The sequence below is a fragment of the Citrobacter sp. Ce129 genome (assembly GCF_030334545.1).
Taxonomy (GTDB): Bacteria; Pseudomonadota; Gammaproteobacteria; order Enterobacterales; family Enterobacteriaceae; genus Citrobacter; species Citrobacter europaeus.
The window spans coordinates 418629-439611 of record NZ_JAOWDS010000057.1 but is presented as its reverse complement, the minus strand read 5'-3'; the positions used below and the strand labels follow the sequence as shown (position 1 = coordinate 439611).

The 20983-nt window shown below is 51.2% G+C and carries 20 protein-coding genes; 19 read left to right on the top strand and 1 reads right to left on the bottom strand.

Going from position 1 to position 20983, the window contains the following annotated elements; translation table 11 throughout:
* On the bottom strand, positions 1–993 hold the full coding sequence (gene asnA / locus OGV77_RS08910) for an aspartate--ammonia ligase (RefSeq protein ID WP_003827009.1): 993 nt from the start codon (positions 991–993) through the stop codon (positions 1–3).
* 151 nt (positions 994–1144) lie between these two features.
* On the opposite strand from asnA, the gene asnC reads away from it, so the two are divergent.
* The 19 genes from asnC to pstB all read left to right on the top strand — a co-directional run bounded on the left by asnC (position 1145) and on the right by pstB (position 20964).
* Positions 1145–1603 carry a transcriptional regulator AsnC gene (asnC, locus tag OGV77_RS08905; RefSeq protein WP_003023780.1) on the top strand — a complete coding sequence of 153 codons (459 nt, stop codon included), beginning with the start codon at positions 1145–1147 and terminating at the stop codon, positions 1601–1603.
* A gap of 88 nt (positions 1604–1691) precedes the next feature.
* A complete protein-coding gene (gene mioC / locus OGV77_RS08900) occupies positions 1692–2141 on the top strand; it encodes an FMN-binding protein MioC (protein WP_080625926.1) in 450 nt (149 codons plus the stop codon).
* Positions 2142–2513: 372 nt separating this feature from the next.
* On the top strand, positions 2514–4403 hold the full coding sequence (mnmG, locus tag OGV77_RS08895) for a tRNA uridine-5-carboxymethylaminomethyl(34) synthesis enzyme MnmG (RefSeq protein WP_016155085.1): 1890 nt from the start codon (positions 2514–2516) through the stop codon (positions 4401–4403).
* Positions 4404–4505: 102 nt separating this feature from the next.
* The gene (rsmG, locus tag OGV77_RS08890; protein ID WP_043018821.1) at positions 4506–5129 is read left to right on the top strand and encodes a 16S rRNA (guanine(527)-N(7))-methyltransferase RsmG; all 624 of its coding nucleotides are present in this window, start codon (positions 4506–4508) and stop codon (positions 5127–5129) included.
* A gap of 614 nt (positions 5130–5743) precedes the next feature.
* Positions 5744–6124: a F0F1 ATP synthase subunit I gene (gene atpI, locus OGV77_RS08885; protein WP_043018820.1), complete on the top strand. Its 381-nt coding sequence runs from the start codon at positions 5744–5746 to the stop codon at positions 6122–6124.
* Positions 6125–6131: 7 nt separating this feature from the next.
* The gene (gene atpB / locus OGV77_RS08880; RefSeq protein ID WP_003023792.1) at positions 6132–6947 is read left to right on the top strand and encodes a F0F1 ATP synthase subunit A; all 816 of its coding nucleotides are present in this window, start codon (positions 6132–6134) and stop codon (positions 6945–6947) included.
* Between the two features lie 46 nt (positions 6948–6993).
* Positions 6994–7233, top strand: coding sequence for a F0F1 ATP synthase subunit C (atpE, locus tag OGV77_RS08875; protein WP_003023794.1), 240 nt, complete (start codon positions 6994–6996; stop codon positions 7231–7233).
* 59 nt (positions 7234–7292) lie between these two features.
* Positions 7293–7763 carry a F0F1 ATP synthase subunit B gene (gene atpF, locus OGV77_RS08870; RefSeq protein ID WP_003827022.1) on the top strand — a complete coding sequence of 157 codons (471 nt, stop codon included), beginning with the start codon at positions 7293–7295 and terminating at the stop codon, positions 7761–7763.
* A gap of 14 nt (positions 7764–7777) precedes the next feature.
* Entirely contained in the window at positions 7778–8311 is a 534-nt protein-coding gene (gene atpH / locus OGV77_RS08865; RefSeq protein ID WP_006687767.1) for a F0F1 ATP synthase subunit delta, read from the top strand.
* Positions 8312–8323: 12 nt separating this feature from the next.
* On the top strand, positions 8324–9865 hold the full coding sequence (gene atpA, locus OGV77_RS08860) for a F0F1 ATP synthase subunit alpha (protein WP_003023802.1): 1542 nt from the start codon (positions 8324–8326) through the stop codon (positions 9863–9865).
* A gap of 50 nt (positions 9866–9915) precedes the next feature.
* The gene (atpG, locus tag OGV77_RS08855) at positions 9916–10779 is read left to right on the top strand and encodes a F0F1 ATP synthase subunit gamma (RefSeq protein WP_003023804.1); all 864 of its coding nucleotides are present in this window, start codon (positions 9916–9918) and stop codon (positions 10777–10779) included.
* A 26-nt stretch (positions 10780–10805) separates the two neighbouring features.
* On the top strand, positions 10806–12188 hold the full coding sequence (gene atpD / locus OGV77_RS08850; protein ID WP_003023806.1) for a F0F1 ATP synthase subunit beta: 1383 nt from the start codon (positions 10806–10808) through the stop codon (positions 12186–12188).
* Positions 12189–12208: 20 nt separating this feature from the next.
* On the top strand, positions 12209–12628 hold the full coding sequence (locus OGV77_RS08845; protein WP_003023809.1) for a F0F1 ATP synthase subunit epsilon: 420 nt from the start codon (positions 12209–12211) through the stop codon (positions 12626–12628).
* A gap of 673 nt (positions 12629–13301) precedes the next feature.
* On the top strand, positions 13302–14672 hold the full coding sequence (gene glmU / locus OGV77_RS08840) for a bifunctional UDP-N-acetylglucosamine diphosphorylase/glucosamine-1-phosphate N-acetyltransferase GlmU (RefSeq protein ID WP_043018819.1): 1371 nt from the start codon (positions 13302–13304) through the stop codon (positions 14670–14672).
* A 224-nt stretch (positions 14673–14896) separates the two neighbouring features.
* Entirely contained in the window at positions 14897–16726 is a 1830-nt protein-coding gene (gene glmS, locus OGV77_RS08835; RefSeq protein ID WP_043018818.1) for a glutamine--fructose-6-phosphate transaminase (isomerizing), read from the top strand.
* A gap of 335 nt (positions 16727–17061) precedes the next feature.
* Positions 17062–18102: a phosphate ABC transporter substrate-binding protein PstS gene (pstS, locus tag OGV77_RS08830; protein WP_043018817.1), complete on the top strand. Its 1041-nt coding sequence runs from the start codon at positions 17062–17064 to the stop codon at positions 18100–18102.
* A 192-nt stretch (positions 18103–18294) separates the two neighbouring features.
* Positions 18295–19254: a phosphate ABC transporter permease PstC gene (gene pstC, locus OGV77_RS08825; RefSeq protein WP_038635761.1), complete on the top strand. Its 960-nt coding sequence runs from the start codon at positions 18295–18297 to the stop codon at positions 19252–19254.
* A complete protein-coding gene (pstA, locus tag OGV77_RS08820; RefSeq protein WP_016155077.1) occupies positions 19254–20144 on the top strand; it encodes a phosphate ABC transporter permease PstA in 891 nt (296 codons plus the stop codon). The genes pstC and pstA overlap by 1 nt, the downstream gene beginning before the upstream one ends.
* Before the next feature lie 46 nt (positions 20145–20190).
* A complete protein-coding gene (gene pstB / locus OGV77_RS08815) occupies positions 20191–20964 on the top strand; it encodes a phosphate ABC transporter ATP-binding protein PstB (RefSeq protein ID WP_042998747.1) in 774 nt (257 codons plus the stop codon).
* Positions 20965–20983: the final 19 nt, after the last annotated feature.

Genomic DNA, 20983 nt, shown 5'->3' with positions numbered 1-20983 from the left:
TTACAGCAGAGAGGCGACGCTTTCACGTACCTGTGCCGGCCATACGCCACACTGAACCTGACCAATGTGCGGTAATTGCAGCAACAGCATGGTCAGACGCGACTGCCCAATGCCGCCACCAATTGTCTGCGGCATTTCACCGCGCAGCAGCGCCTGATGCCATTCCAGACTCAGGCGATCTTCATCACCGGTCAGAGACAGTTGGTGTTTCAGGGCGTCAGCATCGACACGGATCCCCATAGAAGACAGCTCAAACGCATCTTCCAGCACCGGGTTCCAGACCAGAATATCCCCGTTCAGACCGGCGTGACCCAGCTCGGACGCTGAACTCCAGTCATCATAATCCGGCGCACGTACATCGTGACGGTGACCGTCACTGAGCTTGCCGCCGATCCCCACCAGGAATACCGCGCCCAGCTCTTTAGCGATCGCACGTTCACGACCTTTTGCATCAAGATCCGGATAACGAGATAACAACTCCTGGCTATGAACAAAGTGGATCTGCTCTGGCAGGAACGGTGCCAGACCAAACTCTTTGCTAACCGCAGCCTCAGTAGCCTTAATACCCGCCCAGATAGCCTCTACCGTGCTTTTCAGAGTGGAGAATTGACGCTCACCGTCGCCCATCACGCGCTCCCAGTCCCACTGATCAACATACACTGAGTGCAGCGGGGAGAGGCGATCTTCATCGGGACGCAGGGCCTTCATGTGCGTGTACAGCCCTTCACCTGCGCTAAAGTCGTGTTGTCCTAACGTTTGACGCTTCCACTTCGCCAGTGAATGAACCACTTCGAATTGAGCGTCTGGCAATGCTTTAACCTTCACCTGCACCGCTTTTTCACAGCCCGACAAGTTATCCTGCGTGCCATCTCCAACGCGGCTGAGGATCGGTGCCTGAACTTCGATCAGACCTAAACGCTCTTCCAGCTGACGAGAAAAATGAGATTTTACGAAGCTAATTTGACGTTGTTTGGCAATGTAAGCGGTTTTCATTATGTGTACTCCTGTGTCCTGTTGCCTATGATTAAGCAACAGAATGGAGGTAATATTCAATAATCAACAAACAAAAAGCCGACTTCGATTTTGATTCGTTAAAATTAACGTCTAAAATAGAGGGAATCATTAATCTACATAAGAAAAACCTATGGAAAATTATCAGATCGACAATCTGGACCGCGGCATTCTTGACGCCCTGATGGAAAATGCCCGTACCGCCTACGCAGAATTAGCCAAACAATTCGGCGTCAGCCCAGGAACAATTCACGTACGTGTAGAAAAGATGAAACAGGCCGGGATTATTACCGGCGCGCGGATTGATGTGAGTCCCAAACAGTTGGGCTATGACGTCGGCTGCTTTATCGGCATCATCCTGAAAAGTGCGAAAGACTATCCGTCAGCGCTGGCCAGACTGGAAAGCCTCGATGAAGTGACCGAAGCGTATTACACCACCGGGCACTACAGCATCTTTATTAAGGTGATGTGCAAGTCGATCGACGCGTTGCAGCAGGTACTTATCAACAAGATCCAAACAATTGACGAAATTCAGTCCACGGAAACCCTGATCGTCCTGCAAAACCCGATCATGCGTACCATCAAGCCGTGATCGCTTTTTTTAATACCCTGGTTTTCCACAGGTAGATCCCAGCTCGCTCACAGCGTACAATACGCCCTCTTTATAAAGGTGGGCGATCATGGCAGACATCACTCTTATCAGCGGTAGTACGCTTGGCAGTGCGGAATATGTAGCAGAACATCTGGCTGAAAAGCTGGACGACGCCGGTTTTTCCAGCGAAATACTGCATGGGCCAATGCTTGAAGAGGTTCCGACTGACGGCATCTGGCTGATTATTAGCTCTACGCACGGTGCGGGAGACATTCCTGACAACCTACAGCCTTTATATGATGCGTTACGCGAGCAAAAGCCGGACCTGTCACAAGTGCGGTTTGGCGCAATCGGGATCGGAAGTCGTGAATATGACACCTTTTGCGGCGCAATCGACAAGCTGGAAGCCGAATTGAAGACCTGTGGAGCAAAACAGGTAGGCGAAACGCTCAGGATCAACGTACTGGAACATGAAATTCCGGAAGATCCGGCTGAAATTTGGCTGGGATCGTGGCATCCATTGCTCAGAGATTTGTAAAGATCGTACTTTTTTATGTGGATAACTCTGGTTAAAAGCTTGGATCAACCGGTAGTTATCCCAAGAACAACCGTTGTTCAGTTTTTGAGTTGTGTATAACCCTTCATTCTGATCCCAGCTTATACGGACCAGGATCACCGATCATTCACAGCTAATGATCCTCAGCAACCTGTTGATCTTATTCAAAGGATCGCCCTTATCCACAGAAACTTGCGATCCTAATAAGAGATCACAATAAAACAGATCTCTAAATAAAAAGATCTTCTTTTTAATACCCAGGATCCCAGGTCTTTCTCCATCGACTAAAGTTGAGTAGAATCCACGGCCCGGGCTTCAATCCATTTTCACACCGCGTTATGCGAGGCAATTACCATGTTTTATCAGGATCCTTTTGACGTCATCATCATTGGCGGGGGTCATGCAGGCACCGAGGCCGCAATGGCCGCGGCGCGAATGGGTCAACAGACTCTGCTTTTGACACACAATATCGACACTCTGGGGCAGATGAGCTGCAATCCGGCGATCGGCGGTATTGGGAAGGGACACCTGGTAAAAGAAGTGGATGCGCTTGGTGGGTTGATGGCAAAAGCGATCGACCATGCAGGTATCCAGTTTAGGATACTAAACGCAAGCAAAGGGCCAGCCGTTCGCGCTACCCGAGCTCAGGCCGATCGCGTGCTCTATCGCCAGGCGGTACGCACTGCGCTGGAGAATCAACCCAACCTGATGATCTTCCAGCAGGCGGTTGAAGATCTGATTGTTGAAAACGATCGTGTTGTGGGCGCAGTGACCCAAATGGGACTGAAGTTCCGTGCCAAAGCGGTTGTATTAACCGTGGGGACTTTCCTCGACGGCAAAATTCATATTGGTCTGGATAACTACAGCGGTGGCCGTGCTGGCGATCCGCCGTCTATCCCGCTGTCACGTCGTCTGCGTGAACTGCCGCTGCGCGTCAGCCGCCTGAAAACGGGTACACCGCCGCGTATCGATGCGCGCACTATTGATTTCAGCGTGCTTGGCCAGCAAAACAGCGATAACCCGATGCCGGTCTTCTCATTCCTGGGCGATGCTTCTCAACATCCGCGCCAGATGCCGTGTTACATCACGCATACCAATGAGAGAACCCATGACGTGATCCGCAATAACCTCGATCGTAGCCCGATGTACGCCGGCGTGATCGAAGGTATCGGCCCGCGCTACTGCCCGTCGATCGAAGACAAAGTGATGCGCTTTGCCGATCGTAACCAGCATCAGATCTTCCTTGAACCGGAAGGACTGACGTCTAACGAAATTTACCCGAATGGCATCTCCACCAGCCTGCCGTTCGATGTGCAGATGCAAATTGTCCGCTCTATGCAGGGAATGGAAAATGCCAGAATCGTCCGCCCTGGCTACGCTATTGAGTATGATTTCTTCGATCCGCGCGACCTGAAACCTACTCTGGAAAGCAAATTCATCCAGGGTCTGTTCTTTGCGGGACAGATTAACGGTACAACCGGTTACGAAGAAGCCGCCGCGCAAGGCATGCTGGCTGGTCTGAACGCCGCACGCTTGTCTGCTGAGAAAGACGGCTGGGCACCGCGTCGCGATCAGGCTTATCTTGGCGTGCTGGTGGACGACCTGTGTACGCTAGGCACTAAAGAACCGTACCGCATGTTTACCTCACGCGCAGAATACCGTTTGATGCTGCGTGAAGATAACGCCGACCTGCGTCTGACCGAAATTGGTCGAGAACTGGGTCTGGTGGACGATGAGCGCTGGGCTCGCTTCAACGAGAAGCTGGAGCGCATCGAACAAGAACGCCAGCGTCTCAAATCAACATGGGTAAACCCGTTAGCGGAATCTGCAGCAGAAGTGAATGCTCACCTGGCAACGCCTCTGTCACGTGAAGCCAGCGGTGAAGATCTGCTGCGTCGCCCGGATATGACCTATGCTCAGTTGACCTCTTTATCTGCGTTCGCACCAGCGCTTGACGATGCTCAGGCCGCGGAACAGGTTGAGATTCAGGTGAAATACGAAGGGTATATCGCCCGTCAGCAGGAAGAAATTGAAAGACAGCAGCGTAATGAGAACACCCTGTTGCCTGCAACGCTGGATTATCGCCAGGTCTCTGGCTTGTCGAATGAAGTCATCGCCAAACTGAACGATCACAAACCGGTATCGATCGGTCAGGCATCGCGCATTTCCGGCGTAACGCCTGCCGCCATCTCCATTCTGCTGGTATGGCTGAAAAAACAAGGTATGCTGCGCCGCAGCGCTTGATAACTCTCATTTGGCGGGGGCGCTTCGCTTGCCCGCCGTACAAATTTGTAGGCCCGATAAGCGAAAGCGCATCGGGCATTTGATTATTAACAGGTAACGACCGTGCTCAACAAACTCTCTCGTCTGCTGGCTGATGCCGGTATTTCTCTTACCGATCACCAGAAAAATCAGCTGATTGCGTATGTCGATATGCTGCACAAATGGAATAAAGCGTACAACCTGACGTCGGTGCGGGATCCCAACGAAATGCTGGTGCGCCATATTCTGGACAGCATTGTCGTCGCGCCGTATCTGAAGGGGGAGCGTTTTATCGATGTGGGTACGGGACCTGGCCTGCCGGGAATTCCGCTCTCTATCGTGCGCCCTGAAGCGCATTTCACACTGCTGGATAGCTTGGGAAAACGCGTCCGTTTCTTGCGTCAGGTGCAGCATGAGCTTGCGCTTACTAACATCACGCCTGTGCAAAGCCGTGTTGAAGAATTCCCTTCAGAACCGCCGTTCGATGGGGTCATTAGCCGTGCTTTTGCATCACTCAATGATATGGTGAGCTGGTGCCATCATTTGCCAGGACCTGATGGACGTTTTTATGCGTTAAAAGGGCAGTTGCCTGCAGATGAAATTGACTCGCTGCCAGCAGAATTCAACGTCGAGTCGGTTGAAAAATTACGCGTTCCGCAGTTGGAAGGCGAACGTCATTTGGTGGTTATTAAGCCAAACAAAATTTAATTTTTATCAAAAAAAATAGAAAAAAAACGGCAGTTCAGGTGTTAAAAGTCATAGGGAATAGTGTGGTTAAATGTCGTTACATTTCACCAATGCCTTACGGTTTTGCATCATAACTATAACGTACCGTTTTTTGTTAAAAGCGAAACAAGTCAGCTGTGAAAATATCAGTCTGCTAAAAATAGAACGTAAGAATCACCCGTTATGTTAATTTTTTATTATAAATGTCAATGCGTGGTTTTTTTGTTGTTAGCTGTTGTTTTTTAAATAGTGGCTATTTTTACGCTTAAATATCAAAAAGATGAAAAGGCATCATTTGCCACGTAAATAAATTATGCGAAGGTGAATATGTTCAATATGTGATCTGGTGCACGCTTTACCGCCAGTGTTTACGCGGCATTTGCAGTTTTGCATGATCGTTCACAGTTTGCCAAAAAGTGATAAATGTGGGGTAGCGAAAAATATTTAAACATTTATTCACTTTTTAGCTACTTATTGTTTGAAATCACGAAGCCGCACCGTATAATTTGACCGCTTTTTGATGCTTGACTCTAAGCCATAAAGAACGTTTTATACGACACGCGGCATACCTCGTAGGGAGCAGGAGTAAAAACGTGATGTCTATGTCGCTCTTGAGTCGAAACGTTGCTCGTAAGCTTTTGCTCACACAGCTTCTGGCGGTAATAGCAAGTGGATTGCTGTTTAGCCTCAAAGACCCTTTCTGGGGCATCTCCGCGTTGTGCGGTGGATTGGCAGTGTTACTGCCTAACGTGTTGTTTATGATATTTGCCTGGCGTCACCAGGCGCATACACCAGCTAAAGGTCGAGTAGCCTGGACGTTCGCTTTCGGCGAAGCCTTCAAGGTGTTAGCGATGCTGGTTTTGCTGGTGGTGGCGTTGGCTGTTTTGAAAGCGGTATTCATGCCGCTGATCGTTACGTGGGTTTTGGTGCTGGTGGTTCAGATACTGGCGCCGGCTGTAATTAACAACAAAGGGTAAAGGCATCATGGCTTCAGAAAATATGACGCCGCAGGATTACATAGGACACCATCTGAATAACCTTCAGTTGGACCTACGTACATTCTCGCTGGTGGATCCGCACAACCCCCCAGCCACCTTCTGGACGCTCAATATTGACTCCATTTTCTTCTCGGTGGTTCTGGGTCTGTTGTTCCTGCTTATGTTCCGTAGCGTAGCCAAAAAGGCGACCAGCGGCGTACCAGGTAAATTTCAGACCGCGATTGAGCTGGTAATCGGCTTTGTGCATGGTAGCGTGAAAGACATGTACCATGGCAAAAGCAAGCTGATTGCTCCGCTGGCCCTGACGATTTTCGTCTGGGTATTCCTGATGAACTTGATGGATTTGCTGCCTATCGACCTGCTGCCGTACATCGGTGAGCATATCTTTGGCCTGCCGGCTCTGCGTGTGGTTCCGTCTGCTGACGTGAACATCACCCTGTCGATGGCGCTGGGCGTATTTATCCTCATTCTGTTCTACAGCATCAAAATGAAAGGCATCGGTGGCTTCGCGAAAGAGTTGACGCTGCAGCCGTTCAATCACTGGGCGTTCATCCCTGTCAACTTAATCCTTGAAGGGGTAAGCCTGCTGTCCAAACCAATTTCTCTTGGTCTGCGACTGTTCGGCAACATGTATGCCGGTGAGCTGATTTTCATTCTGATTGCTGGTCTGTTGCCGTGGTGGTCACAGTGGATCCTGAATGTGCCATGGGCCATTTTCCACATACTGATTATCACGCTGCAAGCCTTCATATTTATGGTTCTGACGATTGTCTATCTGTCGATGGCATCTGAAGAGCATTAATTTACCAACACTACTACGTTTTAACTGAAACAAACTGGAGACTGTCATGGAAAACCTGAATATGGATCTGCTGTACATTGCTGCCGCTGTGATGATGGGTCTGGCGGCAATCGGTGCTGCGATCGGTATCGGCATCCTCGGGGGTAAATTCCTGGAAGGCGCAGCGCGTCAACCGGATCTGATTCCTCTGCTGCGTACTCAGTTCTTTATCGTTATGGGTCTGGTGGATGCAATCCCAATGATCGCTGTAGGTCTGGGTCTGTACGTGATGTTTGCTGTCGCGTAGTAAGCGTTGCTTGAATTAAGAGCAATATCAGAACGTTAACTAGATAGAGGCATTGTGCTGTGAATCTTAACGCAACAATCCTCGGCCAGGCCATCGCGTTTGTCCTGTTCGTTCTGTTCTGCATGAAGTACGTATGGCCGCCATTAATGGCTGCCATCGAAAAACGTCAAAAAGAAATTGCTGACGGCCTTGCTTCTGCAGAACGAGCACATAAGGATCTTGACCTTGCAAAGGCCAGCGCGACCGACCAGCTGAAAAAAGCGAAGGCGGAAGCTCAGGTAATCATCGAGCAGGCGAACAAACGCCGCGCTCAGATCCTGGACGAAGCTAAAACTGAAGCAGAGCAGGAACGTACTAAAATCGTGGCACAGGCGCAGGCGGAAATTGACGCCGAGCGTAAACGTGCTCGCGAAGAGCTGCGTAAGCAAGTTGCTATCCTGGCTGTTGCTGGCGCCGAGAAGATCATCGAACGTTCCGTGGATGAAGCTGCTAATAGCGACATCGTGGACAAACTTGTCGCTGAACTGTAAGGAGGGAGGGGCTGATGTCTGAATTTATTACGGTAGCTCGCCCCTACGCCAAAGCAGCTTTTGACTTTGCCGTTGAGCACCAAAGCGTTGACCGTTGGCAGGATATGCTGACGTTTGCCGCTGAGGTGACTAAAAACGAACAAATGGCAGAGCTTCTTTCTGGCGCACTGGCGCCGGAAACGCTCGCTGAGTCGTTTATCGCCGTGTGCGGTGAGCAGTTGGACGAAAGCGGCCAGAACCTGATTAGGGTAATGGCTGAAAATAACCGTCTGAATGCGCTCCCGGATGTTCTTGAGCAGTTTATTCACCTGCGTGCAGCCAGTGAGGCTATCTCTGAGGTAGAAGTCACTTCTGCCAATGCACTGAGTGATGAACAGCTTACGAAGATTAGTGCAGCGATGGAAAAACGTCTGTCACGCAAAGTTAAGCTGAATTGCAAAATCGATAAGTCTGTAATGGCAGGCGTAATCATCCGAGCGGGTGATATGGTCATTGATGGCAGCGTACGCGGCCGTCTTGAGCGCCTTGCAGACGTCTTGCAGTCTTAAGGGGACTGGAGCATGCAACTGAATTCCACCGAAATCAGCGAACTGATCAAGCAGCGCATTGCTCAGTTCAATGTTGTGAGCGAAGCTCATAACGAAGGTACTATTGTTTCTGTAAGTGACGGTGTTATCCGCATTCACGGCCTGGCCGATTGTATGCAGGGTGAGATGATTTCCCTGCCGGGTAACCGTTACGCTATCGCACTGAACCTGGAGCGCGACTCCGTAGGTGCAGTTGTGATGGGTCCATACGCTGACCTTGCCGAAGGCATGAAGGTTAAGTGTACGGGTCGTATTCTGGAAGTTCCGGTTGGCCGTGGCCTGCTGGGTCGTGTGGTGAACACTCTGGGTTCCCCGATTGACGGTAAAGGTCCGGTTGATAACGATGGCTTCTCGCCAATCGAAGTTATCGCACCAGGCGTAATCGAACGTCAGTCCGTCGACCAGCCAGTACAGACCGGTTATAAATCTGTTGATGCCATGATCCCAATCGGTCGTGGCCAGCGTGAGCTGATCATCGGTGACCGTCAGACAGGTAAAACTGCGATGGCAATCGACGCCATCATCAACCAGCGTGATTCCGGCATCAAATGTGTGTACGTGGCTATCGGCCAGAAAGCGTCCACCATTTCCAACGTGGTTCGTAAACTGGAAGAACACGGCGCACTGTCCAACACCATCGTTGTGGTGGCGACTGCGTCTGAATCTGCTGCACTGCAATACCTGGCGCCATATGCCGGTTGCGCAATGGGCGAATACTTCCGTGACCGCGGCGAAGATGCACTGATCGTTTACGATGACCTGTCTAAACAGGCTGTTGCTTACCGTCAGGTTTCCCTGCTGCTCCGTCGTCCGCCAGGACGTGAAGCATTCCCAGGCGACGTATTTTACCTCCACTCCCGTCTGCTGGAACGCGCATCCCGCGTAAACGCGGAATACGTTGAGAAGTTCACCAATGGTGAAGTGAAAGGTAAAACCGGCTCCCTGACCGCTCTGCCGATTATCGAAACCCAGGCGGGTGACGTTTCTGCGTTCGTTCCGACCAACGTAATTTCCATTACCGATGGTCAGATCTTCCTGGAAACCAACCTGTTCAACTCCGGTATTCGTCCGGCTGTTAACCCGGGTATCTCCGTATCTCGTGTAGGTGGCGCAGCGCAGACCAAGATCATCAAGAAACTGTCCGGTGGTATTCGTACCGCACTGGCGCAGTATCGTGAACTGGCAGCGTTTTCTCAGTTCGCTTCCGACCTGGATGAAGCTACGCGTAAGCAGCTGAGCCACGGTCAGAAAGTAACTGAACTGCTGAAGCAGAAACAGTATGCCCCAATGTCTGTAGCACAGCAGGGCGTGGTGCTGTTTGCGGCTGAACGCGGTTACCTCGAAGATGTGGAACTGGCGAAAATCGGTAGCTTCGAAGCCGCTCTGCTGGCTTACGTTGACCGTGACCACGCTCCGCTGATGCAAGAGATCAACCAGTCCGGTGGCTATAACGATGAAATCGAAGGCAAGCTGAAAGCTATCCTCGATTCCTTCAAGGCAACCCAGTCCTGGTAACGTCTGGCGGTCTGCTTTAGGGCGGACCGCAAGGCATTGAGGAGAAGCTCATGGCCGGCGCAAAAGAGATACGTAGTAAGATCGCAAGCGTCCAGAACACGCAGAAGATCACTAAAGCGATGGAGATGGTCGCCGCTTCCAAAATGCGTAAATCGCAGGATCGCATGGCGGCCAGCCGTCCTTATGCAGAGACCATGCGCAAAGTGATTGGTCACCTTGCGAATGGTAATCTGGAATATAAGCACCCTTACCTGGAAGAACGCGACGTTAAACGCGTGGGCTACCTGGTGGTGTCGACCGACCGTGGTCTGTGCGGTGGCTTGAACATTAACCTGTTCAAAAAGCTGCTGGCGGATATGAAAACATGGTCCGATAAAGGCGTTCAGTGCGATATCGCAATGATCGGCTCTAAGGGCGTGTCTTTCTTTAACTCCGTTGGCGGTAATGTGATTGCTCAGGTAACCGGTATGGGGGATAACCCTTCCCTATCCGAACTGATCGGTCCGGTTAAAGTGATGCTGCAAGCCTACGATGAAGGTCGTCTGGACAGACTGTACGTTGTCAGCAACAAATTTATTAACACCATGTCTCAGACGCCAACCATCACCCAACTGCTGCCTCTGCCGGCATCAGATGATGATGAATTGAAGCGTAAATCCTGGGATTACCTGTATGAACCAGACCCGAAAGCGCTGCTGGATACCCTGCTGCGTCGTTATGTCGAGTCTCAGGTTTATCAGGGCGTGGTAGAAAACCTGGCCAGCGAGCAGGCCGCACGTATGGTGGCGATGAAAGCCGCGACCGACAATGGCGGCAGCCTGATTAAAGAGCTGCAGTTGGTATACAACAAAGCTCGTCAGGCCAGCATTACTCAGGAACTCACCGAAATCGTCGGTGGTGCATCCGCGGTATAACCAGGTTAATTCGTAGAGGATTCAAGATGGCTACTGGAAAAATTGTCCAGGTAATCGGCGCCGTGGTTGACGTCGAATTCCCTCAGGATGCCGTACCGCGCGTGTACGATGCTCTTGAGGTTATGAATGGTAAAGAGAGCCTGGTGCTGGAAGTTCAGCAGCAGCTCGGCGGCGGTATCGTACGTACCATCGCCATGGGTTCTTCCGACGGTCTGCGTCGTGGTCTGGAAGTTAAAGACCTCGAGCACCCGATCGAAGTCCCGGTAGGTAAAGCAACTCTGGGTCGTATCATGAACGTCCTGGGTCATCCGATCGACATGAAAGGCGATATCGGTGAAGAAGAGCGTTGGGCTATCCACCGCGCGGCTCCTTCCTATGAAGAGCTGTCCAGCTCTCAGGAACTGCTGGAAACCGGCATCAAAGTTATCGACCTGATGTGTCCGTTCGCTAAGGGCGGTAAAGTTGGTCTGTTCGGTGGTGCGGGTGTAGGTAAAACCGTAAACATGATGGAGCTGATCCGTAACATCGCGATCGAGCACTCCGGTTACTCCGTGTTTGCGGGCGTAGGTGAACGTACTCGTGAGGGTAACGATTTCTACCACGAAATGACCGACTCCAACGTTCTGGACAAAGTATCCCTGGTATATGGCCAGATGAACGAGCCGCCGGGAAACCGTCTGCGCGTTGCTCTGACCGGTCTGACCATGGCAGAGAAGTTCCGTGACGAAGGTCGTGACGTACTGCTGTTCGTCGATAACATCTATCGTTACACCCTGGCCGGTACTGAAGTATCTGCACTGCTGGGTCGTATGCCTTCAGCGGTAGGTTACCAGCCGACTCTGGCGGAAGAGATGGGCGTTCTGCAGGAACGTATCACCTCTACCAAAACCGGTTCTATCACCTCCGTTCAGGCGGTATACGTACCTGCGGATGACTTAACTGACCCATCCCCAGCAACCACCTTTGCTCACTTAGATGCAACCGTGGTACTGAGCCGTCAGATCGCATCTCTGGGTATTTACCCGGCAGTTGACCCGCTGGATTCCACCAGCCGTCAGTTGGATCCGCTGGTTGTTGGTCAGGAACACTACGACACTGCGCGTGGCGTACAGTCCCTGCTGCAGCGTTATCAGGAACTGAAAGACATCATCGCCATCCTGGGTATGGATGAACTGTCTGAAGAAGATAAACTGGTGGTAGCACGTGCGCGTAAGATCCAGCGCTTCCTGTCCCAGCCGTTCTTCGTTGCGGAAGTATTCACCGGTTCTCCGGGTAAATACGTATCCCTGAAAGACACCATCCGTGGCTTTAAAGGCATCATGGAAGGCGAATACGACCACCTGCCAGAGCAGGCGTTCTACATGGTTGGTTCTATCGACGAAGCCGTGGAAAAAGCCAAAAAACTTTAACGCCTTAATCGGAGGGTGATATGGCAATGACTTACCACCTGGACGTCGTCAGCGCAGAGCAACAAATGTTCTCTGGTCTGGTCGAGAAAATCCAGGTAACGGGTAGTGAAGGTGAACTGGGTATTTTCCCGGGTCACGCACCGCTGCTCACCGCCATTAAGCCTGGTATGATCCGCATCGTTAAACAGTTCGGTCATGAAGAGTTTATCTATCTGTCCGGCGGCATTCTCGAAGTGCAGCCTGGCAGCGTGACCGTCCTGGCTGATACCGCGATTCGCGGACAGGATCTCGATGAAGCGAGAGCCCTGGAAGCGAAGCGTAAGGCTGAAGAGCACATCAAGAGCTCTCATGGTGACGTGGATTACGCTCAGGCATCTGCGGAACTGGCCAAAGCGATCGCGAAACTGCGCGTTATCGAGTTGACCAAAAAAGCGATGTAACACCGGCTTGAAAAGCACAAAAGCCAGTCTGGTTTCCAGGCTGGCTTTTTTTTTGGGTTTTGTTTCAGTAAGAGTGAAACTAAAAAGCTGTTTTATTATTTTGTGATTTACATCACAAAAATGTTGATCGGTTAAAAAATGAGGCGTAGACTTCTTTTTGTGATGTATGTCACATAATTAATTCAGATAAAAACAGGATATCAACATGAAACTGATTAACAAAATCATCGCGCTTTTCAGCAGCATGGAAGTTTAGTCTTCCCTGAACTGCTCTGTGGCGCGATGCTTCATACGGTTACCTGCTCGCGCCATCTGTTAATAAATTCCCCTCCCCCGTATTATCATTTGTACTCTTTCCTTTTAAAACTGTATTTCTCCTGTCTGTTTTTTCTGCTTTTCACTGAATCACTTTAATAAAATTGTATTTTTCTTTTGTAGCTCTTTATTCATGCAGTAAAAAAATAGCAAAAACATTAACCTAAGGCTTTAATAAGAGCAGACTCCTGGTTTTTGGGAGACAAAAGACGCCGAAATAGATGAAAATAGACAGTTATCAGAGGGGAAATTTCCCCGATTGAACGTTTTATCTTCGGTCCATTTCACGCTGAAAAAAATGTAGTATTTTCAATGTGAAACGGTATAAATTCGTTCTCAAATTACAGTCAGGACGTGTATGTTGAATAATGCTATGAGCGTCGTGATCCTTGCCGCAGGCAAAGGCACGCGTATGTATTCCGATCTTCCTAAAGTGCTGCATACCCTCGCAGGAAAACCGATGGTTCAGCATGTCATTGATGCTGCTAATGAATTAGGTGCGACTCACGTACATCTGGTCTACGGGCACGGTGGTGATTTGCTCAAGCAGACGCTGAAAGATGGCAATCTAAACTGGGTTTTGCAGGCAGAGCAGTTGGGCACCGGCCATGCAATGCAGCAGGCAGCGCCATTCTTTGGTGATGACGAAGACATTTTAATGCTCTATGGCGATGTGCCGCTGATCTCTACCGATACCTTGCGTCGCCTGCGTGAAGCCAAACCGCAGGGTGGCATTGGCTTGTTAACGGTAAAACTGGACGACCCGTCCGGTTATGGGCGTATTACGCGTGAAAACGGTAACGTCACCGGTATCGTTGAGCATAAAGATGCAACCGACGAGCAGCGGCAAATCCAGGAAATCAACACCGGTATTCTGATTGCCAATGGCGCAGACATGAAACGCTGGCTGTCCAAACTGACTAATAACAATGTGCAGGGTGAATACTACATCACCGATATCATTGCGATGGCATACCAGGAAGGGCGCGAAATTGCTGCGGTACATCCGGCACGTATTAGCGAAACGGAAGGGGTGAATAACCGTCTTCAGCTCTCTCGTCTGGAGCGCGTGTATCAGTCCGAGCAGGCAGAAAAACTGCTGTTAGCGGGCGTGATGCTGCGCGATCCTGCACGTTTTGATCTTCGCGGTACGCTTATTCACGGGCGCGATGTTGAAATTGATACTAACGTTATCATTGAAGGTAACGTAACCGTTGGGGATCGCGTCAAGATTGGCGCCGGCTGCATCATCAAAAACAGCGTTATTGGTGACGGTTGTGAGCTTAGCCCATACAGTGTGGTTGAAGATGCCCATCTGGAAGCCGCTTGCACCATCGGCCCATTCGCGCGTCTGCGTCCGGGCGCTGAGCTGCAGGAAGGCGCGCACGTGGGTAACTTTGTCGAAATGAAAAAAGCGCGTCTGGGTAAAGGCTCCAAAGCCGGTCACCTGACCTATCTGGGCGATGCGGAAATTGGCGATAACGTGAACATCGGCGCGGGTACGATCACCTGCAACTACGATGGTGCCAATAAGTTTAAAACCATTATTGGTGATGATGTGTTTGTGGGTTCTGATACTCAGCTGGTGGCGCCTGTCACCGTGGGTAAAGGTGCGACGATTGCCGCAGGAACTACCGTAACGCGTAATGTTGCCGATAACGAACTGGTATTAAGCCGTGTACCTCAGGTCCATAAACAGGGCTGGCAGCGTCCGGTGAAGAAGAAGTAATTTATTTTGCCGGATGGCGGCCTACGTGCGGTGACGTTCTGTAGGCCTTATAAGCGTGAGCGCCATCAGGCAGACAAGAGATGAGGGGATAATATAATCCTCCGCTCAACAAGCAGTACCTAAAAAAATAACCCCACTCTCTACAAGGCTCGGGGCGCCCGGAAAGGGCAAATACAGGTCAGCGACAACGACAGGCACAATGCCTAAATTCGGAATCAAAAAATATGTGTGGAATTGTTGGCGCTATCGCGCAGCGTGATGTAGCTGAAATCCTTCTCGAAGGTTTACGTCGTCTGGAATATCGTGGTTATGACTCTGCTGGTCTGGCCGTTGTCGATGCTGAAGGCAACATGACCCGTCTGCGTCGTCTGGGTAAAGTGCAGATGCTGACTGCTGCTGCGGAAGAACATCCGCTGCATGGTGGTACAGGTATCGCTCATACCCGTTGGGCGACACACGGCGAACCTTCAGAAGCGAACGCGCATCCTCATGTTTCTGAACACATTGTCGTGGTGCATAACGGCATCATTGAAAACCATGAACCGCTGCGTGAACTGCTGAAAACCCGTGGTTACACCTTTGTTTCTGAAACAGACACCGAAGTGATTGCTCACCTGGTGCACTGGGAACTGGAACAGGGTGGTACGCTGCGTGAAGCCGTGCTGCGTACTATTCCGCAGCTGCGCGGTGCCTACGGCACGGTGATCATGGATACCCGTAACCCGGAAACCCTGCTGGCCGCTCGTTCTGGTAGCCCGCTGGTGATTGGGCTGGGTATGGGTGAGAACTTTATCGCTTCCGATCAGCTGGCGCTGCTGCCGGTAACCCGTCGCTTTATCTTCCTGGAAGAGGGTGACATTGCGGAAGTGACCCGTCGTTCGGTTACCATTTTCGACAAGTCTGGCGCGGAAGTGAAACGTCAGGATATCGAATCTAATCTGCAATACGATGCGGGCGAAAAAGGTATTTATCGCCACTACATGCAGAAAGAGATCTACGAACAGCCGAACGCAATTAAAAACACGCTGACCGGGCGCATTAGCCACGGTGAGGTGGATTTAAGCGAGCTGGGTTCGCATGCCAACGAGCTGCTGTCTCAGGTTGAGCATATCCAGATTATCGCCTGCGGTACGTCGTACAACTCAGGTATGGTATCGCGCTACTGGTTTGAATCGCTGGCGGGTATTCCTTGTGATGTCGAAATCGCTTCTGAGTTCCGCTATCGCAAATCTGCCGTGCGTCGTAACAGCCTGATGATCACCCTTTCCCAGTCAGGTGAAACGGCGGATACCCTGGCGGGTCTGCGCTTATCTAAAGAGCTGGGCTATCTGGGCTCGCTGGCTATCTGTAACGTCCCGGGATCTTCTCTGGTGCGTGAATCCGATCTGGCGATGATGACCAATGCCGGTACCGAAATCGGTGTGGCCTCCACGAAAGCCTTTACCACGCAACTGACCGTTCTGCTGATGCTGGTGGCGAAACTGTCTCGTCTGAAAGGCCTGGATGCGTCTATTGAGCAGGAAATCGTTCACGGACTGCAGGCGCTGCCGAGTCGTATTGAGCAGATGCTGTCTCAGGACAAACGCATTGCCGCTCTGGCTGAAGGTTTCTCTGACAAACACCATGCGCTGTTCCTTGGTCGTGGCGATCAGTACCCAATTGCGCTGGAAGGCGCGCTGAAGCTGAAAGAGATTTCTTATATTCACGCTGAAGCGTATGCCGCAGGTGAACTGAAGCACGGTCCACTGGCGCTGATTGACGCTGATATGCCGGTTATCGTCGTGGCACCGAACAACGAACTGCTGGAAAAACTGAAATCCAACATTGAAGAAGTTCGCGCCCGTGGCGGCCAGCTGTATGTCTTTGCTGACCAGGATGCTGGTTTTACCAGCAGTGAAAACATGCACATCATCGAGATGCCGCATGTGGAAGAGGTAATTGCACCAATCTTCTACACCGTTCCGCTGCAGCTGCTGGCGTATCATGTGGCGCTGATTAAAGGCACCGACGTGGACCAGCCGCGTAACCTGGCGAAGTCGGTTACCGTAGAGTAATCCGTACTTAACTGAACTGAAAATGCCCTGCTACAAGCGGGGCATTATTTTTTCGTTTGTTCTGTTTTTAATCAATTATCCCGCCTGTTTTATGTGACAAACCGTCATCTTCAGCTACTGTTTGCAGTGTCATAAAAAGAAAATTTTAGCGAAATGTTATTGTCATGATAATGGCTAACGTTTTGTTTTAAATGTATTTTTATCTGAAAAAACTCACGTATTTTTCGTTGTCATAAAACTGTCATATTTCGTACATTTAACTGTCACCTGTTTGTCCTATTTTGCTCACAGTAGCAACTCAAACAACGATTTACGAAAACCGTGCAGGAGACATTATGAAAGTTATGCGTACCACTGTCGCAACTGTTGTCGCCGCGACCTTATCCATGAGCGCGTTCTCTGCGTTTGCAGCAGCGAGCCTGACAGGTGCAGGTGCAACCTTCCCTGCGCCAGTGTATGCCAAATGGGCAGATACCTATCAGAAAGAGACCGGTAGCAAAGTAAACTACCAGGGTATCGGCTCCTCCGGTGGTGTAAAACAAATCACTGCGAATACCGTTGATTTCGGTGCTTCAGATGCGCCGCTGTCTGACGAAAAACTCAATCAAGAAGGCCTGTTCCAGTTCCCGACCGTTATCGGTGGTGTGGTACTGGCAGTCAACATCCCTGGCCTGAAATCCGGCGAGCTGGTGCTGGACGGTAAAACGCTCGGCGACATCTACCTCGGTAAAATTAAGAAGTGGGATGATGAAGCCATCACCAAACTGAACCCGGGTCTGAAGCTGCCTTCGCAGAATATCGCCGTTGTGCGTCGTGCTGACGGTTCCGGTACGTCCTTTGTCTTCACCAGCTATCTGGCAAAAGTGAACGAAGAGTGGAAATCTAAAATTGGTTCCGGCTCTACCGTTAACTGGCCGACCGGTCTGGGCGGTAAAGGTAACGACGGTATCGCCGCGTTCGTCCAGCGTCTGCCGGGCTCTATTGGCTACGTTGAGTACGCTTACGCTAAGCAGAACAACCTGGCGTACACCAAGCTGGTCTCTGCTGATGGTAAACCGGTAAGCCCGACCGAAGAGAGCTTCGCTAATGCCGCAAAAGGCGCTGACTGGAGCAAAACCTTCGCTCAGGATCTGACTAACCAGAAAGGTGACGATGCGTGGCCTATCACTTCCACCACCTTCATCCTGGTGCATAAAGAGCAGAAGAAACCTGAGCAGGGCGCTGAAGTGCTGAAGTTCTTCGACTGGGCGTACAAAAATGGCGGCAAACAGGCTAATGACCTGGATTACGCCAGCCTGCCGGACAGCGTGGTTGAGCAGATTCGTGCTGCATGGAAGACCAACGTGAAAGACAGCAGCGGTAAAGCGCTGTACTAAATACCCGTCATACTTCGAGCCGCAGCTGTGTTGGCTGTGCTTGTTCACTCCAGTCACATAGTGAATCTATGCTCCTGGGGATCCACAAGCTTGCCGCCTTGCTGCAACTCGAATTATTTAGGGTATGGCATTACGTTAGCCGGGAAGCACGATAAAATGCGTGCTTCCTGGCCCAAACTTAAAGAGTGATTTATGGCTGCAACCAAGCCTGCTTTTAACCCACCGGGTAAAAAGGGTGACATGATATTCAGCGCGCTGGTAAAACTGGCTGCGCTGATTGTGCTATTGATGTTGGGTGGCATTATTGTCTCTCTGGTTATCTCCTCCTGGCCAAGCATTCAGAAATTTGGCTTCTCCTTTCTGTGGACTAAAGAATGGGATGCGCCAAACGACATCTACGGTGCATTAGTACCGATTTACGGTACGCTGGTCACCTCGCTTATCGCGCTGCTGATTGCCGTTCCGGTGAGTTTCGGCATTGCTTTATTCCTGACTGAACTTGCACCTGGCTGGCTGCGTCGCCCGCTGGGTATCGCTATTGAACTGCTGGCGGCAATTCCAAGTATCGTGTACGGCATGTGGGGCCTGTTTATTTTTGCTCCGCTGTTTGCGACTTATTTCCAGGAACCGGTCGGGAACATCCTTTCCAACATTCCGTTTGTTGGCGCGCTGTTTGCTGGTCCGGCGTTTGGTATCGGTATTCTGGCTGCTGGCGTGATCCTCGCTATCATGATCATCCCGTACATTGCGGCGGTTATGCGCGATGTGTTCGAACAAACGCCGGTCCTGATGAAAGAGTCAGCCTACGGCATCGGTTGTACTACCTGGGAAGTTATCTGGCGCATCGTCCTGCCGTTCACCAAAAACGGTGTGATTGGCGGTGTGATGCTTGGTCTGGGTCGCGCGCTGGGTGAAACCATGGCGGTGACCTTTATCATCGGTAACACCTACCAGCTCGACAGTGCCTCGCTGTACATGCCTGGCAACAGTATTACCTCTGCGCTGGCGAATGAATTTGCCGAAGCGGAATCAGGGCTGCACGTTGCCGCGTTGATGGAACTGGGTCTGATTCTGTTTGTGATCACCTTCATCGTACTGGCGGCGTCTAAGTTCATGATCATGCGCCTTGCGAAGAACGAGGGGGCACGCTAATGGCTACGCTTGAAATGCAAAACACCGCTGCACTAGCGGAATCCCGCCGTAAAATGCAGGCGCGTCGTCGCCTGAAGAACCGCATCGCGCTGACGCTCTCTATGGCGACCATGGCGTTCGGTCTGTTCTGGCTTATCTGGATCCTGATGTCCACGATCACCCGCGGTATTGACGGTATGTCGCTGGCGTTGTTCACCGAAATGACGCCTCCGCCGAATACGGCGGGCGGTGGTCTGGCGAACGCCCTGGCCGGTAGCGGGCTGTTAATTCTGTGGGCGACCGTGTTTGGTACACCGCTTGGTATTATGGCGGGCATCTACCTGGCAGAGTATGGACGTAAGTCCTGGCTGGCTGAGGTCATCCGCTTTATCAACGACATCCTGTTGTCTGCGCCATCAATCGTAGTTGGCCTGTTTGTTTACACCATCGTGGTGGCAAAAATGGAGCACTTCTCCGGCTGGGCGGGCGTTATCGCGCTGGCGCTGCTGCAGGTGCCCATTGTTATTCGTACCACGGAGAACATGCTCAAGCTGGTGCCGGATAGCCTGCGTGAAGCTGCCTATGCACTGGGTACGCCGAAGTGGAAGATGATTTCTGCGATCACCCTGAAGGCGTCTGTCTCGGGCATTATTACAGGGGTTCTGCTGGCTATTGCACGTATCGCAGGTGAAACGGCTCCGCTGCTGTTTACGTCGCTCTCCAACCAGTTCTGGAGCACCGACATGATGCAGCCTATCGCCAACCTGCCGGTCACTATCTTTAAGTTTGCGATGAGCCCGTTTGCTGAGTGGCAGCAACTGGCCTGGGCCGGGGTGCTGATTATTACCCTGTGCGTACTGCTGCTGAACATTCTGGCGCGCGTCATTTTCGCGAAGAAGAAACACGGTTAATTTTTACGGCGTGGCTGATGCGGCGCCGGATGAGGAAGAGATTGAAATGAGTATGGTTGATACTGCCCCGGGTAAGATTCAGGTTCGTGATTTGAACTTCTACTATGGCAAATTCCATGCCCTGAAGAACATCAACCTGGATATTGCTAAAAACCAGGTAACGGCGTTTATCGGGCCGTCAGGCTGTGGTAAATCGACGCTGCTGCGTACATTCAACAAAATGTTTGAACTGTACCCGGAACAGCGTGCGGAAGGCGAAATCCTGCTGGATGGCGACAATATTCTCACTAACACTCAGGATATCGCTCTGCTGCGTGCCAAAGTGGGCATGGTATTCCAGAAGCCGACGCCGTTCCCGATGTCCATCTACGATAACATCGCTTTTGGGGTGCGTCTGTTTGAGAAACTCTCGCGTGCCGATATGGACGAACGTGTGCAGTGGGCGTTGACCAAGGCCGCACTGTGGAACGAAACCAAAGATAAATTACACCAGAGCGGGTACTCTCTCTCCGGTGGTCAGCAGCAGCGTCTGTGTATTGCGCGCGGTATCGCCATTCGTCCGGAAGTGCTTCTGCTTGATGAGCCGTGTTCAGCGCTCGACCCTATTTCTACCGGGCGCATTGAAGAGCTGATCACTGAGCTGAAACAAGATTACACCGTCGTTATCGTAACCCACAACATGCAGCAGGCTGCGCGTTGTTCCGATCACACGGCGTTTATGTACCTGGGCGAGTTGATTGAGTTCAGTAACACGGACGATCTGTTCACCAAGCCCGCGAAGAAACAAACTGAAGATTACATTACTGGCCGCTACGGTTGATATGCCCGGGCATCTGGAG

Coding starts and splice junctions, on each gene's coding strand:
- pstC (WP_038635761.1), top strand. CDS start 18,295: ATGGCTGCAACCAAGCCTGCTTTTAACCCACCGGGTAAAAAGGGTGAC.
- asnC (WP_003023780.1), top strand. CDS start 1,145: ATGGAAAATTATCAGATCGACAATCTGGACCGCGGCATTCTTGACGCC.
- atpA (WP_003023802.1), top strand. CDS start 8,324: ATGCAACTGAATTCCACCGAAATCAGCGAACTGATCAAGCAGCGCATT.
- atpI (WP_043018820.1), top strand. CDS start 5,744: ATGTCTATGTCGCTCTTGAGTCGAAACGTTGCTCGTAAGCTTTTGCTC.
- pstB (WP_042998747.1), top strand. CDS start 20,191: ATGAGTATGGTTGATACTGCCCCGGGTAAGATTCAGGTTCGTGATTTG.
- atpH (WP_006687767.1), top strand. CDS start 7,778: ATGTCTGAATTTATTACGGTAGCTCGCCCCTACGCCAAAGCAGCTTTT.
- atpD (WP_003023806.1), top strand. CDS start 10,806: ATGGCTACTGGAAAAATTGTCCAGGTAATCGGCGCCGTGGTTGACGTC.
- OGV77_RS08845 (WP_003023809.1), top strand. CDS start 12,209: ATGGCAATGACTTACCACCTGGACGTCGTCAGCGCAGAGCAACAAATG.
- pstS (WP_043018817.1), top strand. CDS start 17,062: ATGAAAGTTATGCGTACCACTGTCGCAACTGTTGTCGCCGCGACCTTA.
- asnA (WP_003827009.1), bottom strand. CDS start 993: ATGAAAACCGCTTACATTGCCAAACAACGTCAAATTAGCTTCGTAAAA.
- glmU (WP_043018819.1), top strand. CDS start 13,302: ATGTTGAATAATGCTATGAGCGTCGTGATCCTTGCCGCAGGCAAAGGC.
- atpE (WP_003023794.1), top strand. CDS start 6,994: ATGGAAAACCTGAATATGGATCTGCTGTACATTGCTGCCGCTGTGATG.
- glmS (WP_043018818.1), top strand. CDS start 14,897: ATGTGTGGAATTGTTGGCGCTATCGCGCAGCGTGATGTAGCTGAAATC.
- mioC (WP_080625926.1), top strand. CDS start 1,692: ATGGCAGACATCACTCTTATCAGCGGTAGTACGCTTGGCAGTGCGGAA.
- pstA (WP_016155077.1), top strand. CDS start 19,254: ATGGCTACGCTTGAAATGCAAAACACCGCTGCACTAGCGGAATCCCGC.
- mnmG (WP_016155085.1), top strand. CDS start 2,514: ATGTTTTATCAGGATCCTTTTGACGTCATCATCATTGGCGGGGGTCAT.
- atpB (WP_003023792.1), top strand. CDS start 6,132: ATGGCTTCAGAAAATATGACGCCGCAGGATTACATAGGACACCATCTG.
- atpG (WP_003023804.1), top strand. CDS start 9,916: ATGGCCGGCGCAAAAGAGATACGTAGTAAGATCGCAAGCGTCCAGAAC.